Here is a 15,612-nt window from a genome sequence, read left to right as displayed (position 1 = left end):
GCCGCCCGCCGCCCGCCGCCCGCCGCCCGCCGCCACGCATAGCCACTCTCGAACGGATGAGCGCACAATCAAGTCACGAAACGGGGGTGGCCATGACAGGCACAGGTCGTTCGAGACATCCGAGGCGTCCAAGACATCCGGATCACCCGAACCATCCGGGTCCCCTGGGCCCGAGCCATCCGGGTCGCCCGGCGCGCACGATGCGCGCCGGCCCCTCCGCGGTGGCCGCTGCGCTGCTGGCCGCCGTGCTGGCACTCGTCCTCGCGGCCGGCTGCACGACGTCCCGCGAGCCGGCGAAGGGCGACGACGGCCGGAGCGCGTCACGGAAGCCGAACCCGAGCGGTAGCACCAGCCCCACCGCTGTCGCCGGTTCCGTGCTCGCCGTGAAGATCGACAACGCCCCCGGCGCCCGGCCGCAGACCGGTCTCGACTCCGCGGACATCGTCTACGTCGAGCAGGTCGAGGGCGGGCTGAGTCGGCTGATGGCCGTGTACGCGACCAAGGTGCCCAAGGCCGTCGGTCCCGTGCGCAGTGCCCGTGAGTCCGATCTGGAGCTGCTGGGCCAGTTCGCGCGGCCGGTGCTGGCGTTCTCCGGGGCACAGGGCAAGCTGCTGCCGCTGATCGACCGGGCGCCGCTGGACGCCGTCACGCCCGAGGACGCGGCCGGCGCCGGGGCCTACTACCGGGGCGCGGAGAGGGCCGCGCCGCACAACCTCTACGTACGCCCGGATCGCCTGTTGCCCTCCGCGCCGGGCTCCGCCGCGCTGACCACCGGGTTCCGCTACGGCACCGCGCCCTCCGGCGGCACGGCGCAGCCCTCGCTCACCGTGCGCTACCCGGCGGCCCGTTTCACCTTCACCTGGTCCACGAGCCGGGCGCGCTGGCTGGTCTCGGCGGACGGCGCGCCGACGGTGACGACCGACGGGACGCGGGTGGCCCCGGCCACGGTGGTCGTGCAGTACGTGAGGGTGCGCGCGTCGGGCTTCGACGACTTCCTCGGCAACAACACGCCGTACACCGAGACGGTGGGCTCGGGAAAGGCGCGGGTGCTGCGCGACGGACGGGTCCACGACGTGAACTGGAAGCGGGCGACGGCCACGGACGGCACGGACTTCACGACCGCCGACGGCACCCCGGTCGCCTTCGCCGAGGGCCAGGTGTGGGTGGTGTTCGCCCAGGCACCCTGATGCCTCCCGGGCACCCTCGCCCCTCGCGGCCATCCCGACGCCGCCCAGGCGCCCCGATCCGCCCCGCCCGCTTGCGCTCGGGCGCAGCCTCGATCAGGACGGTGCGACCAGGGGCTCCCCCGGGTTGCGCAGCCCCTCCGCCGCGTCCGAGACGCGCTGGATGAGCTCGAGGAACAGGGTCTGTTCCGCGGCCGAGAGCGGGGACAGGAAGACCTGGTTCATCCGGGCCGTGCGGACGGTCAGCCGGCGGTGGGTGCGCAGCCCCTCGTCGGTGAGTCCCAGCAGGTAGCGGCGCCCGTCCTGCGGGTCGCGGACCTTGTCGAGCAGCCCCCGGCGGATGAGCCTGCCGACCACCTCGGCGATGGTGGAGCGGTCGAGGCCCACCCGCTCCCCCACCGTGCGCTGGTCGAGGCCCGGTTCGGCGACGAGCGCGTTGAGGACCGCGAACTGCGGCGAGGTGATCTCCTCGGAGACCATCGTGTTCCACAGCAGGTAGTGCGCCTGCTGGAGCCGCCGGGCCAGGTGCCCGGGGTGGCTGGTGAGATCCACCGCGGCCATGTGCGCTCCTCAGCGTGAGATTTCGTCGGTGCACTGAACGATACCGCGTGCGCCCGACCTGGTCTTGTGTCTGTGTGAGCCTTGCCAGACGTCCGGCCTGTGCTCTTGACTGCTCCACGCCGCGGTGGCAGCGTGTGGGAAACCTCGGGGAAATAATCAGTGCCCTGATTAATTGACGGGCCGGGGGCGCGCGGAAGAGATGGGGCTTCACGGATGGACAAGGTGGTCGCCACGGCCCTGGAGGCGGTGTCCGACGTGCCGGACGGCGCGTCTCTTGCGGTGGGTGGATTCGGACTGAGCGGCGTGCCGAACGTCCTCATCCAGGCTCTGTACGAGCGGGGCGTCGCCGGACTGTCGGTCGTCTCCAACAACTGCGGCGCGATGGAGTCGGGCCTCGCGGTGCTGCTCGCGGCCGGACGGATCGCCCGGGTAACCGGTTCCTACATCGGCGCGAACAAGGAGTTCGCCCGCCAGTACCTGTCCGGCGAGCTCGAGGTCGAGATGATCCCGCAGGGCACGCTGGCCGAGCGGCTGCGGGCCGGCGGCGCCGGCATCCCGGCCTTCTACACGCCCGCGGGCGTGGGCACCCAGGTCGCCGAGGGCGGGCTGCCGTGGCGTTACGACGGCGAGGGCGGTGTCGCCCTGGCCTCGCCGCCGAAGGAGGTCCGGGAGTTCGACGGCGCGGAGTATGTGCTGGAGCACGGTATCCGCACCGACTTCGCGCTGGTCAGGGCCGCGAAGGGCGACCGGCACGGCAACCTGGTGTTCAACAGGTCCGCCCGCAACTTCAACCCGCTGTCCGCGATGGCCGGACGGATCACGATCGCCGAGGTCGAGGAGCTCGTCGAACCCGGTGAGATCGACCCGGACGCGGTCCATCTGCCGGGCATCTTCGTGCAGCGCGTGATCGCGCTGACCCCGGAGCAGGCGGCGGACAAGAGGATCGAGCGGCGGACGGTCTCCGCGCCCGCGGCAGAGGGAACGGTGAGCGAGTGATGGCCTGGACACGTGAGGAGATGGCCGCCCGCGCCGCGCGCGAGCTGCGGGACGGCCAGTACGTCAATCTCGGCATCGGGCTGCCGACCCTCATCCCCAACTACCTCCCGGCGGACGTCGAGGTGGTGCTGGAGAGCGAGAACGGCATCCTGGGCACCGGCCCCTACCCCACCGACGACGCCGTCGACCCGGACCTCATCAACGCCGGCAAGGAGACCGTGACGGTCCTGCCGGGCGCGTCCTTCTTCGACTCGGCGCTGTCCTTCGGCATGATCCGCGGCGGGCACATCGACGTCGCCGTGCTGGGAGCGATGCAGGTCTCCGAGCGCGGCGACCTGGCGAACTGGGCGATCCCCGGCAAGCTGATCACCGGGATCGGCGGGGCGATGGACCTGGTGCACGGGGCCCGTACGGTCATCGTCGTCATGACCCACACCGCCAAGGACGGCAGCCCCAAGATCCTCACGGACTGCGCGCTGCCCCTGACCGGAAAGCGTTGCGTGAACCGGATCATCACCGACCTGGGTGTCCTCGACGTCACCGAGGACGGTCTGGTGCTGCTGGAGACCGCGCCGGGCGTCACCGCCGAGGAGATCGTGACGAAGACGGCCGCCAAGGTCCGTCTCGCCGAGGAGGTCCGGTCATGAGCAACGGTTTCAGGACCGTTTACATCGTCGACGCGGTCCGCACCCCGATCGGCCGCTACAACGGCGCTCTGGCCTCGGTGCGCCCGGACGACCTCGCCGCGCACGCCATCCGTGAACTCGTCGCCCGTACACCCGCGTTGGACCCTTCCCGCATCGAGGACGTGTACTTCGGCAACGCCAACGGGGCCGGCGAGGAGAACCGCAACGTCGGGCGCATGGGCGCGCTGCTCGCGGGCCTGCCCACCTCCGTACCGGGCGTCACCGTCAACCGGCTGTGCGCCTCCGGTCTGGAGGCGGTCATCCAGGCGGCCCGCGCGATCGCGGCCGGCGACGCCTGCGTCGCCGTCGCCGGCGGTGTGGAGTCGATGACCCGCGCGCCGTACGTGCTGCCGAAGTCGGACCGGGCGTTCCCCGCCGGGCACGCCGAGCTGTACTCGACGACGCTGGGCTGGCGGATGGTCAATCCGCGGATGGACCCGCAGTGGACGATCCCGCTGGGCGAGTCGGCCGAGCTGATCGCCGACAAGCACAAGATCGGCCGCGAGCAGCAGGACGAGTACGCCCTCGCCAGCCACCGCAAGGCCGCCGCGGCCCAGCGGGCGGGTCTGTTCGACGCCGAGCTCGCGCCCGTGTCGATCCCGCGCCGCAAGGGCGACCCGGTCGTGTTCGGCGCCGACGAATGCGTACGGGCGGACGCCTCGCTGGAGGCGATGGCGGGGCTCAGGCCGTCGTTCAGGACCGAGGAGGGGACCGTGACGGCGGGCAACGCGTCGCCGCTGAACGACGGCGCCGCGGCGCTGCTGCTCGTGGACGAGGAGGGGCTGCGGGCGACCGGACGTGAGCCGCTCGCCCGGATCAGCGCCACCGGGGTGTCCGCGATCGACCCGCAGTACTTCGGGCTCGCCCCCGTCGAGGCCGTCAACCGCGCGCTCGCCAAGGCGGGCAGGGGATTCGCCGATCTGTCGGTGCTCGAACTGAACGAGGCCTTCGCGGCCCAGGTGCTCGGCTGTGTCGCCGAGTGGCCCGAGTTCGACCCGGCGGTCCTCAACCCGCAGGGCGGCGCGATCGCCCTCGGTCATCCGCTCGGCGCCTCCGGTGCCCGGCTCGCCGGTACGGTCGCCCACCAGCTCGCCCGTCGGGGCGGCGGCGTCGGGGTCGCCACCCTCTGCATCGGCGTGGGCCAGGGCCTCGCCCTCGTCCTCGAACGATAGGAAACCCAGGAACTCCCATGACTCTCACGCAAGCCGACATCGACCAGGAGATCGCGGCGGAGCACGCCGCGTACGAGAAGCGGATCGCCGACGGCGCGCCGGTCGAGCACCAGCCGCGCCGCGACTACGCGCCGTACCGCTCCTCCGTCCTGCGCCACCCGAAACAGCCGCCGGTCGCCATCGACGTCAGCAAGGACCCGGAGCTGGTGGAGCTGGTCTCCCCCGCATTCGGCGAACGGGACATCACCGAGATCGACAACGACCTCACCCGGCAGCACCACGGCGAGCCGATCGGTGAACGGATCACGGTTTCCGGCCGGTTGCTGGACCGCGACGGGCGTCCGGTCCGCGGTCAGCTGGTCGAGATCTGGCAGGCCAACTCGGCGGGCCGCTACGCCCACCAGCGTGAGCAGCACGACGCCCCGCTGGACCCGAACTTCACGGGTGTCGGCCGCACGCTGACGGACGACAGCGGTTTCTACCGCTTCACCACCGTGCAGCCGGGCCCTTACCCGTGGCGTCAGCACGTCAACGCCTGGCGGCCGGCCCACATCCACTTCTCGCTCTTCGGCTCGGCGTTCACCCAGCGGCTGGTGACGCAGATGTACTTCCCGAGCGACCCGCTGTTCCCGTACGACCCGATCATCCAGTCGGTGACGGACGACGCGGCCCGGCAGCGGCTGGTCGCCAGTTACGACCACAGCCTGTCGGTACCGGAGTTCTCGATGGGCTACCACTGGGACATCGTGCTCGACGGGCCGCACGCCACCTGGATCGAAGAAGGACGCTGAGCTGCCATGACGAAGATCGACACGAGCCGTCCGGAGACCGTGCTCCCCACTCCGTCGCACACCGTCGGCCCGTTCTACGGCCACGCCCTGCCGTTCCCCGGCGGCGGTGACATCGCCCCCCTCGGCCACCCGGACACGATCGCGCTCCAGGGCCATGTGTACGACGGAGAGGGCAACCCGCTTCCGGACGCGTTCCTGGAACTGTGGGGCCCGGACCCCGAGGGCAATCTGCCGCGGGTCGACGGGTCGATGCGACGCGACCCGGCGAGCGGCGGTTTCCTCGGCCGCAACGGCGTGGAGTTCACCGGCTGGGGCCGCGTTCAGACGGATGCAGGCGGTCACTGGTCGGCGCGGACGCTGCGGCCGGGCGCGCGCGGGCACAGCGCCCCGTATCTGAGTGTCTGTGTGTTCGCCCGCGGGCTGCTGGTGCACCTGTTCACCCGGATCTACCTGCCGGACGACACGGCCGCGCTGACCGCCGACCCGCTGCTGACGCGGGTGGACCCGGCGCGGCGCGACACGCTCATCGCCACGCGGGGCGAGCTGGGGACCTACCGTTTCGACATCCGCCTTCAGGGCGAAGGCGAGACGGTCTTCCTGGAGTTCCAGTGACAACTGCGCACGACGACGCCGGTCTGCTCGCCCCCGGGTGGACCGGCTCCCCCGCCGCCGCCGCGACGGGCGACAGCGCCTATCTGCGGGCGCTGCTCGACGCGGAGGCCGCGCTGACCCGCGCCCAGGAGACGCTGGGGCTGGCCCCGCGGGGCGCCGGAGCGGCGGTCACCTCGGCGGCCGACGACGGCGGGTTCGACGTGCGTTCCCTCGCCGCACGGGCGCGCGCCGGCGGAAACCCGGTGATCCCGCTGGTCGCCGACCTGACGAAGGCGGTCGGCGAGGAGTTCGGACCGTACGTCCACCGGGGCGCGACCAGCCAGGACATCATGGACACGGCGACGATGCTGGTCGCGGTGCGCGCCCTGGATCTTGTGCTGGCCGACCTCGACCGCGTCCAGCGGGCGCTGGCCCGACTGGCCGCCGCGCACCGCGACACGCCGATGCCGGGCCGGACGCTCACCCAGCACGCCGTGCCGACGACCTTCGGACTGAAGGCGGCCGGCTGGCGGTCGCTGGTGCTGGACGCGCGGGACCGGGTGACGGCGGTACGGGACTCGCTGCCCGCCCAACTCGGCGGCGCGGCCGGGACACTGGCGGCCTTCACGGCGTACGGCGCCACCGACGCGACCGCGCTGCCCGCCGCCTTCGCCCGTGAACTCGGGCTGCGGGCACCGCTGTTGCCGTGGCACACCCTGCGCACGCCGATCGCCGACCTGGCGGGCTGTCTGGCCCTCGCGGCGGGCGCGCTGGGGAAGGTCGCCACCGACGTCCTGACCCTCGCCCGCACCGAGATCGCCGAGGTGGCGGAGGGCAGCGGAGGCGGTTCCTCGGCCATGCCGCACAAGGCGAACCCGGTGCGGTCCACGCTGATCGCGGCCGCCGCCCGGCGTGCCCCGCAGCTCGCGGGCACGCTGTACGGGTCCCTGGCCGCCGAGGACGAGCGGCCGGCCGGGGCGTGGCACGCCGAGTGGGAGCCGCTCAGGGAGCTGCTCCGGCTGACCGGCGGGGCGGCCCGGGACGCGGCCGAGCTGACCGAGGGGCTCCGGGTGGACGCGGACGCGATGCGGGCGCACCTCGGCCTCACCCACGGGCTGATCGTCTCCGAGCGGCTGTCCGCGGTGCTGTCGGCCGTGCTCGGCCGTGCCCGCGCCAAGGAACTGCTGACCGAGCTCGCCCGGCGCACGTACGCCGAGAACCGTCCGCTGGCCGAACTGCTGGCGACGGAGCCCGAGCTGAAGGACGTCGACCTCGACGACCTCACCGATCCCGCCCGCTACACCGGCTCCGCCGGGAGCCTCACCGACCGTGCGCTGGAGCGACGTTGACCGAGAAGCTGCTCAACCACCTTGCCGAGGGCCCGAATTCCGCTCCGGCGCTGCTGCTCGGTCCCTCGCTGGGCACTTCGTACGCCCTGTGGGACAAGGTCGCGCCGGAACTGTCCGCCACGCACCGGGTGATCCGCTGGGACCTGCCGGGGCACGGGGGTTCGGCGGCCGACCTGATCGGTGCCGGGGCCACCGTGGGGGACCTCGCCGACCTGGTGCTGGCGCTGGCCGACTCGCTCGGCCTGGAGCGGTTCGCGTACGCGGGCGTGTCCCTGGGCGGCGCGGTGGGTCTGCAGCTGGCGCTGCGTCACCCGGAGCGGGTGTCGTCCCTGGCGGTCATCTGTTCGTCGGCCCACTTCAACGGGTCCACGCCGTGGGAGGAGCGGGCCGCGCTGGTGCGCCGCGAGGGACTGGCGGGGCTCGCCGAGAGTGCGAACGCCCGTTGGTTCACGCCCGGGTTCACCGTGCCGGGCCTGGTCGCCGACCACCGCGACGCCGACCCGGAGGCCTACGCGGCGTGCTGTGACGCGCTGGGCGCCTTCGATCTGCGCGAGCGGCTGCCGGAGATCGCCGTACGGACCCTGGTGGTCGCGGGGCGTCAGGATCCGGCGACGCCGCCCGCGCATCTGCGGGAGATCGCGGACGCGGTGCCGGGCGCCGCGCTGGTCGAGCTCCCGGGCGCCTCGCATCTCGCTCCCGCCGAGTGCCCCGAGGCCGTGCTGACCGTACTGCGCAACCACCTCGACGGCGGGGCCAAGCGGGGCATGGAGGTGCGCCGGGAGGTGCTCGGGGACGCCCACGTGGACCGGGCACAGGCCCGGCAGAACGCGTTCACCGCGCGCTACCAGGACTTCATCTCCCGCTACGCCTGGGGCGAGATCTGGACCGACCCGACGCTGAGCCGCCGCGAGCGCAGCATGATCACGCTGACCGCGCTGGTGGCGCACGGCCACTACGACGAGCTGGCCATGCACGTACGGGCGGCCCGGCGCAACGGGCTCACGCCCGAGGAGATCGGCGCCGTGCTGCTCCAGACGGCCGTCTACTGCGGGGTTCCGGCGGCGAACTCGGCGTTCGCGACGGCCCAGCGAGTGCTGGCCGAGGAGGACGGGACCGGCTGAGGCGCGTACGGCCGAGGCGTGTACGGCCGAGGCGTGTACGGCCGAGGCGTGTACGGCCGGGGGTGATCCCGCCGGTGGTGGCATCGGCGGCACCGCCCGGAAGCCGGCTGCCGGGCACCTGACGGCGACTGCCCCGCGCGCCCTGCGAACCGCGCCCCAGCGGCGCCGACGCCGCGCCAGGCCGCCGGTGTCACCTCCACCGGCGGCCTGCCGCGGCTATCTCCGGGTCTGTCCGGGTACCAGGCCCACCTGTGGCGCGCCCATCCCCCGCAGTGCCTGCTGGGCCTTGTCCACCAGGCCGTCCGCTCCGCAGGAACGCGCCAGTGACAGGCCCCGGCCGAGTTCGGACACCGAGCGGGCGAGGATGCCGTACTCGACACGGGCGGCCGCGTGTTCGTACTGGCAGGGCGAGGACTCCAGGAAGGTGACCGCCTGCTGGGCCAGCCGGACCGCGCGCTGGCCGGTCTCCAGGGCCGCGGCGCAGCGCAGGGCCTCCCCGATCGCGGTGTCGGTGCCGAAGCGCTCGGCCTGACGACGGGCCTCGGAGACGAGCCGGTTCGCCCGGTCCGGATCCTCGGTGGCCAGCGCCCGGGCGAGTTCGACGGCCCAGGGGACCATCACCGGGTTGAGGTGGCCGCGCGCGGCGGCCGCCTTCTCTGCCGCCTCCAGCTCGTTGATGCCGTCCTTGACCCGGCCGACGGCCAGCAGCAGCCGGCCGCGCACCGAGCGCGGGTCGGGCAGCACGATCGTCGACGGGTACGGCGGGGCGAAACCGTACTGTTCGGCGGTCTCCCAGGCCTCGGCGGCATGGCCGCGGGCCAGCAGCGTGTCGATGAGGTTGCAGGTGGCGGACCAGTACAGGGGCAGGCCGCGGCCGACGCGTTCGGCGACCCGCAGGGATTCCCTGAGGGACTCCTCCGCCTCCTTCAGACGGCCCCGGCGGCGCAGGCCCAGTCCGAGGTAGGCGTGGGCCAGCGCGAGGTGGCCGCCGCTCCAGCCGGCGGATGTGTAGGCGCGCAACGCCTCGTTGAAGAGGGCGTCGGCGCGGTCGAGCCGGTCGGTGTAGGCGTAGGAGCTGGCCAGCATCATCAGCAGTTCGATGCCCCACTCCTGGTCGGTCCAGCCGAGCCCGGGGGCGAGGCCGCCGTTGACGAGGGCGCGGTCGCAGAACTCGGCGACCTCCTCGGCGTTCTCGCCGTGGGTCATGGCGTCGAAGCCGCGCAGGATGAGCAGGGCGCGCTCGGCGTTGTCCCGGCCGGTGCAGGTCGCGGCGAGCTCGGCGAGCCGCTCGGAGCGGCGCGGTGTGGTCGTCTCCCCGGCGTGCACGCCCTCCCACATGAACTGCACCGCCTGGAGCCGCAGCCGCGCGGGTCCGGGGGCGTGCCGGGCGGCCTCCGCCTCGACCGTGCGGACGGCCTCCTCCAGCTGGTCGTTGTGCAGGAGGGCCTGGGAGAGGCGGTAGACGGCGTCGACGCGCTCGGTGCCGTCGAGGCCCGGCATGGCGAGTGCGGTACGCAGGTGTTCGATGGTCCTGGCGGGGGCGGTGAGCAGGGTGGCGCAGCCCAGTTCGTAGAGCACGTGCGCGTGCGCCTCGGGGGCGGGCGGTTCGCTCAGGGCCCGTTCCAGACAGCGGCGGGCCGCGTCGGGGGCACCGACGGCGAGGTGTTCGCGGGCGGCCTCGCGCAGCTGCTCGACGAGTTCCTCGTCGCCCTCCGCGTGCACCTGGAGCAGATGCCGGGAGGCGGCCGCGAGGCCCTTGCCGGCGTCGGCGACGACCTGGGCGGCGATGCCGTGCATCGCGGTGCGCAGACCTCCGGGGATGGAGTCGTAGACGGCGGAGGCGATCAGCGGGTGGACGAACTCCAGATCGCCGTCGCCCGCCGGGACGGCCCCGGGGACGGGCTCGGTCAGGATGCGGGCGTTGCGCAGCAGCTCGGCGCAGCGCGCCGCGTCCTCGCGGCCGAGTCCGGCGAGCAGGGCGGCCTGGGCGACGCAGATGTCGGCGCCGAGGATCGCGGCGGCCATGGCGAACTTGGTGGCGTCGACGCCCAGTTTCTCCAGGCGGTCGACGAGGCCGCCGCCGCGGGCCGCGCGGTTCAGGGCGCGCAGTTCGCCGGCCGAGGACTCGCTCGCCTCCAGTTCGCTGTCGCGGACCTTGGCGAGGAGTTCGACGGTCTCGTAGGGGTTGCCGTCGGTGACGGCCCACACCTCGCGGCAGAACGCGGCGTCGGCGTGCGGGCCGAGGGTGGCCCTGGTGAGGCCGGCGACCGCGGGCGGGGTCAGGGCGCTGAGGCTGGTGACGGCGCGGCCCGCGGCCACGCCGATGGCGTCGAGGTGGCGGGCGGCGTCGCCCTTGACCTCGCCGGGCCGGCGGGCCACCACGACCAGGACGGAGAGTTCGTCGAGGCGTTCGACGAACGCGACGAGCCAGCGCAGGGTCTCCTGGTCGGCCCAGTGCGCGTCGTCGATCAGCAGGACGAGCGGGTAGTCGCGCCTGGCCAGCCTGGTCACGGCGGCGACGAGGCCGTCGCAGACGCCCTGCGGGTCGGCGTGGCCCTCGCCGGGTTCCAGGATGCCGAGGGCGGGGCCGGCGATGTCGTACCAGTCGCCGAGGTACTCGCGGGCCTCCTCCGGGTGCAGGGACAGCAGGGTGGGCTGAAGCAACTGCCGTACCACGTTGAAGGGGACGGACCTCAGGGTCTCGCCGCCGCGGGCCGACCAGACCACGCAGCCGCGGCTCTCGGCGATACGGCGTGTCTCGGCCAACAACGCGGTCTTGCCGAATCCCGCCTCGCCCCGGAGCACCAGCAGGTGACCCGACGAGGACCGGTCGGCGCAGAGTGTCTCCACCGCCTCCGCGATGGCGGCGACTTCCCGCTCGCGCTCCCAGAGGGAAGCCGTGGCGGCCGTCGTCGGCCTGACCTCCGTCATCCCGCTACCTCCCCAAGTCGCCCGAACGACGTACCGACGTCGAGCGTAGCCCTCCGGGGGCTCGCGCGGAGGGCGGTCCGGGCAGGTCCCGCCTCCAGGGTGACACGCGGGGGTCCGGGACGCCCCGGTGGGCCTGCGGAAGTGGTTCCCGGGCGTCAACGGCGAGTGACGGGAACCGAGTTGACGTCCAATTCACGCCAGCCGGGCGGTGGGGCGCCCGCAACGGATTTCAACTCAGTGCCCTCCCTCTCATCCGGCTTTCACCGACGCCTCATACGGTGGGGTCATGACGCAGGTGACTCCTCCCGGGTGGTATCCCGATCCGGGGCAGACAAGTGACGGTCCCGCCACCGAACGCTGGTGGGACGGCAAGGCATGGACGGACCAGACCCGCACCGCGGGCTCGGCCGCCGTATGGGGTCCGCCGGCGCAGACCCCGGCGGACGGCGCGTACCCGGCCTACCCCGGTTATCCGGGGTATCCCGCGGCTCCGCCGGGCCCGGGCCGGCGGCGCGGACTGCGGACGGGCATAGCCGTCGCCGCGGCCGTGGCGGTCCTCGCCAGCATCGGGGTCGGCGTGTACGCGCTGGCCAAGGACGACGGCTCGGGCGGCGGTAGCGGCACGGCCCAGGGACCGGGCGGGCAGGGCGGGCCCGGCGGCACGGGCGGTCAGGACGGCGGCGGCCAGGGCGGGCCCTTCGGCGACTCGGGTGGCTCCGGCGGTTCGGGGGGTTCCGGGGGCTCGGGCGGGGCCTCTCCCTCGCCCGGGGAGTCCGAGGCGCCGAAGATCAAGAGCGGTGCGGTGACCGACGCGCTCAACGGGATCAGCATCGCCATCCCGGACGGCTGGACCGGCCAGGAGCTGAGCGTGGGCGCGCAGATAACCTCCGACTCCTCCTACAAGTGCCCCGGCGACACCTCGAAGACCTGCACCAAGGGGGGCGTGTACTCGGCGCCCGTCGAGGTGCTGGAGACCAAGGGCGAGACCGCCGAGGCGGTCGCGAAGGCGGACATCTCGGCCAACGCCGAGGAGTCCTACGGCGGCACGACGTACGGCGCGATCACCTCGCACCAGGTGCTCGCCTCCAAGGCGGTGACGGTGGCCGGGCAGAAGGGCTGGCTGGTGCGCTGGAAGGCGGTCACGAGCAAGGGCGCGGACGGCTACGTCGAGTCGCTGGCGTTCCCCGCGCCCGCGGACACCAAGCGGCTGGTCGTGCTCCGCTTCGGGATCGACGCCGATCAGAGCGTGTCGATCATCGACACCATCACCCAGGGCATCAAGGTGTCGACGGGCGGCGGCAGCGGACAGGACGTCTGACACGGTCGGCCGGGTGGGGCGCCCCTCCGCTCAAGGGGACCCCACCCGGCCGGGTGGTGCGCGCCGCCCCCGTCCCCACGGTGCGGCGCGAGACAGGTCACCGTCCAGTCATCCCGTGGACGGCGGCCTGAGCCTTGTGTCGATCTCTGTGCTGATCCCTGTTTCGGTCCTCGTGCCGGTCTTCGTGCCGGTCTCTGCGCCCGCCTCTACGTGAGGCCGAGCGCCGGCAGCACGGCGGCCTCCACGAAGCGGACCAGGTACTCCTGGTCCGCGTACTCCCCGTCGACGACGGGACGGGCGCGGATCACGCCGAACATCTGCGCCGGGACGTACTCCAGCGCCGGGTGGTCGCGGGCGACCTCGCCGCGCTCGACCCCGCGCCGCAGGATCTCCCGCAGCGCCTCGATCTCGGGGGCGACGATCGCCTCCCGCAGCGCCAGCGCGAGGTCCTGGTCACCGGTGACGGCGTGGCCGAGCGCCTGCAGCAGCTTGGTGTCGTTCGTCGACCAGCGGCCGGTGGCGCGCGCGGCCTCGCGCAGGTCCTCGGCGAGCGAGCCGGTGTCGATGCCGGTGAGCCGGGCCTCGCGACGCGAGCGCAGGGCGGCCACGACGAACTGGGGCTTGGTCTTCCACTGCCGGTAGAGCGTGGACTTGCTGCACCGGGTGCTGGCGGCGATGCCCTCCATGGTGACGGCCTCGTATCCGCATTCACGGACCTGGTTCAGAACGGCGTCGAAGAACTCCTGCTCACGCTCGGGCGTGAGCTTGGAGCGGCTCGTGGCGGCGACCGACTCGGGTCCGTCCGCTGCCTGCGACATCATCTGCCGTCCCTCGCTTCTCCACCGTCTCTGTGGCGTGCCTCGAGGCTCCCGCGAGAGCCTCTGTCCAGTGTGGCGCACATCAATCGATACGTCAGTGTACCGGTACGCGCGCGTATCGGTACACTGACGTATCGGTACGACATCGTATCGATGGTGTATGCACGAGTCACGAGCGCGGCAGCACCACCCACACGCACCACCGTCAGCGAAGGGGCCGGGGGATGAATGCCCGCACCGAGCCTGGGGAAGCGGAGCCGGTCACGCCGGCGCGGCCGCCCATAGTCCGAGAGCTCCTGCTGGTCGCAGGGCTCTTCCTCGTCTACAAGCTCGGCCGGCGGCTGGCCGCGGGCCACACCGGCGAGGCCTTCCGCAACGCACACGACGTGTGGCACGTCGAACGCCTGCTCCGGCTGCCCCGGGAAGACTCCGTCCAGGCGCTGCTGCTGCACGGCGACACCCTGGTCAAGGTCGCGAACACCTACTACGCGACCGTGCACTTCCCCGCCACCCTGGCCTTCCTGGTCTGGCTCTACCTGCGGCGCCCGGCCCACTACGTGTGGGCCCGCCGGGTGCTGGCCGCGGTGACCGCCGCCGCCCTGGTGCTGCACCTCGCCCTTCCGCTCGCCCCGCCGCGGATGCTGACGGTGACGGGACTGATCGACACCGCGCGCGTGTTCGGGCCGTCGGTGTACGGCCCGCCGCGGACGGACCATCTGTCGAACCAGTTCGCGGCGATGCCCTCGCTGCACTTCGGCTGGGCCCTGATGGTCGCGATCGGCCTCGTCGTCGCCACCCGGTCACGGTGGCGGTGGCTGTGGCTGCTGCATCCGCTGCTGACCCTGCTGGTGATCGTGGGCACGGCGAACCACTACTGGCTCGACGCGATCGCGGCGGGCGCCCTGCTCGGTCTCGCGCTCGCGCTGATCCACGCCCCCCGGCGCGCGGCCACGACGACGCGGCGCGGTACCCGCACCCTCGTCCCGGCCGACGAGCCGGTCCTCGTGGGAGCGGGCCGATGAACGCCCCCCTGGTCGCCGTCGTCCTGTCCCTCTTCTCGGCCGTCGCCTACGCGGCCGCCGCCGTCGCCCAGGAACGGCTGGCCTCCCGGCACCCCGGCACCGGCCTGCTGCGCCTGCTCGGCAACGGCGCCTGGTGGTCGTCGGTGGCGCTGAACGCCGCCGCGGCGCTGCTGCACGTGGTCGCCCTCAAGTACGGACCGCTCACCGTGGTGCAGCCGCTCGGCGCGCTCACCCTGGTCGCGGCGGTGCCGATGGGCGCGCGGGTCGCCGGGCGCAAGGTCAGCGCCGCCGAGTGGCGGGGCACCGCCTTCACGCTGGCAGGCCTGGCGGCGATCCTGGTCACCGCGTCGGGTCCGGCTCCCGAGGACGTCCTGAGCGTGCCGGAGGCGGTGGCGGTGGCCGGCACGACGGCGGCGCTCATCGGGCTGCTGGCCCGGCGCGGCGCCAAGCCGGGACTGCGGCACGCGACCGCGTCCGGCTTCGCCTCGGGGGTCGCCTCGGCGCTCACCCAGACCGTGACGGTGGCCGTGACGGACCGCTCGGGCCCGCTGCTCAGCGTGCAGGTGATCGGGGTGGCACTGCTGGTCGCGGCCTTCGCGGCGGCCGGGCTGCTGCTGTCGCAGACCGCCTACCGGGGTGGCCTCGGCGCGCCGTTGGCGATGGTGACCCTGGCGAACCCGGTGGCCGCCGCGGCGATCGGCCTCGCGCTGCTGGGCGAACGTCTCCAGGGCGGGGCGGCGGGTGTGCTCCTGGCGCTGGCCGGAGCGGGCGTCGCGGGCTGGGGTGTGGTGCTGCTGTCCCGGGCCGCGCCGCAACCCGGTGCCGTCCAGGACGAGGATCACCCCGTGGCGGCGGTGCTGGCCCTGAGGCCGGAGACGGCGTCGGCCGAACCGGCACTCCTGCCCCGGCCGACGACCGGGCCGGAGCACCTCACCGCGCTGTAGCCCGGGTGCGAAGAGAGGCGGTGACACCCCGGTGGGGTCCGGGTACCAGCCTGAAGGTGTGTTCGAATGCGTGGTCACCGGGGCACACTACCCCGAGCCCACCGCGACCTGACCAGCCCCCACGATGC

Annotated in this window: 14 protein-coding genes; 11 read left to right on the top strand and 3 right to left on the bottom strand. The window is 73.3% G+C overall.

Annotation, left to right across the window (positions count from 1 at the left end; genetic code table 11):
* Window positions 1-200 precede the first annotated feature (200 nt).
* Window positions 201-1,187, top strand: a complete 987-nt coding sequence (locus QQM72_RS40300) for a DUF3048 domain-containing protein (RefSeq protein ID WP_314225776.1) — start codon at window positions 201-203, stop codon at window positions 1,185-1,187.
* Between the two features lie 93 nt (window positions 1,188-1,280).
* Here the strand turns inward: QQM72_RS40300 and QQM72_RS40295 are convergent, their stop codons facing one another.
* Window positions 1,281-1,745, bottom strand: coding sequence for a MarR family winged helix-turn-helix transcriptional regulator (locus QQM72_RS40295; protein WP_314225775.1), 465 nt, complete (start codon window positions 1,743-1,745; stop codon window positions 1,281-1,283).
* 213 nt (window positions 1,746-1,958) lie between these two features.
* Between QQM72_RS40295 and QQM72_RS40290 the strand changes: the two genes are divergently transcribed.
* The 7 genes from QQM72_RS40290 to pcaDC are packed head-to-tail and all read left to right on the top strand — an operon-like array spanning window position 1,959 to window position 8,451.
* The gene (locus QQM72_RS40290) at window positions 1,959-2,741 is read left to right on the top strand and encodes a CoA transferase subunit A (RefSeq protein ID WP_314225774.1); all 783 of its coding nucleotides are present in this window, start codon (window positions 1,959-1,961) and stop codon (window positions 2,739-2,741) included.
* A complete protein-coding gene (locus QQM72_RS40285) occupies window positions 2,741-3,388 on the top strand; it encodes a CoA transferase subunit B (protein WP_314225773.1) in 648 nt (215 codons plus the stop codon). The genes QQM72_RS40290 and QQM72_RS40285 overlap by 1 nt, the downstream gene beginning before the upstream one ends.
* The gene (locus QQM72_RS40280) at window positions 3,385-4,599 is read left to right on the top strand and encodes a thiolase family protein (RefSeq protein WP_314225772.1); all 1,215 of its coding nucleotides are present in this window, start codon (window positions 3,385-3,387) and stop codon (window positions 4,597-4,599) included. Before QQM72_RS40285 ends, QQM72_RS40280 begins: the two co-directional genes overlap by 4 nt.
* Window positions 4,600-4,616: 17 nt before the next feature.
* Entirely contained in the window at window positions 4,617-5,390 is a 774-nt protein-coding gene (pcaH, locus tag QQM72_RS40275) for a protocatechuate 3,4-dioxygenase subunit beta (RefSeq protein ID WP_314225771.1), read from the top strand.
* A 6-nt stretch (window positions 5,391-5,396) separates the two neighbouring features.
* On the top strand, window positions 5,397-6,002 hold the full coding sequence (gene pcaG / locus QQM72_RS40270) for a protocatechuate 3,4-dioxygenase subunit alpha (protein ID WP_314225770.1): 606 nt from the start codon (window positions 5,397-5,399) through the stop codon (window positions 6,000-6,002).
* Window positions 5,999-7,330: a 3-carboxy-cis,cis-muconate cycloisomerase gene (gene pcaB, locus QQM72_RS40265; RefSeq protein WP_314225769.1), complete on the top strand. Its 1,332-nt coding sequence runs from the start codon at window positions 5,999-6,001 to the stop codon at window positions 7,328-7,330. Before pcaG ends, pcaB begins: the two co-directional genes overlap by 4 nt.
* Window positions 7,327-8,451 carry a bifunctional 3-oxoadipate enol-lactonase/4-carboxymuconolactone decarboxylase PcaDC gene (gene pcaDC / locus QQM72_RS40260; protein WP_314225768.1) on the top strand — a complete coding sequence of 375 codons (1,125 nt, stop codon included), beginning with the start codon at window positions 7,327-7,329 and terminating at the stop codon, window positions 8,449-8,451. Before pcaB ends, pcaDC begins: the two co-directional genes overlap by 4 nt.
* Before the next feature lie 216 nt (window positions 8,452-8,667).
* Here pcaDC and QQM72_RS40255 read toward each other — a convergent pair whose 3' ends face one another.
* A complete protein-coding gene (locus tag QQM72_RS40255; protein WP_314225767.1) occupies window positions 8,668-11,382 on the bottom strand; it encodes an ATP-binding protein in 2,715 nt (904 codons plus the stop codon).
* Between the two features lie 286 nt (window positions 11,383-11,668).
* Between QQM72_RS40255 and QQM72_RS40250 the strand changes: the two genes are divergently transcribed.
* Entirely contained in the window at window positions 11,669-12,700 is a 1,032-nt protein-coding gene (locus QQM72_RS40250; RefSeq protein ID WP_314225766.1) for a DUF2510 domain-containing protein, read from the top strand.
* Window positions 12,701-12,906: 206 nt separating this feature from the next.
* On the opposite strand, the gene QQM72_RS40245 is transcribed toward QQM72_RS40250, so the two are convergent.
* Entirely contained in the window at window positions 12,907-13,521 is a 615-nt protein-coding gene (locus QQM72_RS40245; RefSeq protein ID WP_314225765.1) for a TetR/AcrR family transcriptional regulator, read from the bottom strand.
* A 221-nt stretch (window positions 13,522-13,742) separates the two neighbouring features.
* On the opposite strand from QQM72_RS40245, the gene QQM72_RS40240 reads away from it, so the two are divergent.
* Both QQM72_RS40240 and QQM72_RS40235 read left to right on the top strand, forming a co-directional pair.
* Window positions 13,743-14,540, top strand: coding sequence for a phosphatase PAP2 family protein (locus tag QQM72_RS40240; protein WP_314225764.1), 798 nt, complete (start codon window positions 13,743-13,745; stop codon window positions 14,538-14,540).
* Window positions 14,537-15,484: a hypothetical protein gene (locus QQM72_RS40235; protein WP_314225763.1), complete on the top strand. Its 948-nt coding sequence runs from the start codon at window positions 14,537-14,539 to the stop codon at window positions 15,482-15,484. The genes QQM72_RS40240 and QQM72_RS40235 overlap by 4 nt, the downstream gene beginning before the upstream one ends.
* The last annotated feature ends 128 nt before the right edge of the window (window positions 15,485-15,612 follow it).

This window comes from Streptomyces zaehneri (assembly GCF_032248645.1).
Lineage (GTDB): Bacteria > Actinomycetota > Actinomycetes > Streptomycetales > Streptomycetaceae > Streptomyces > Streptomyces coriariae.
Note: the sequence above shows the minus strand (reverse complement) of the source record. Positions and strands in the feature narration are given on the sequence as shown.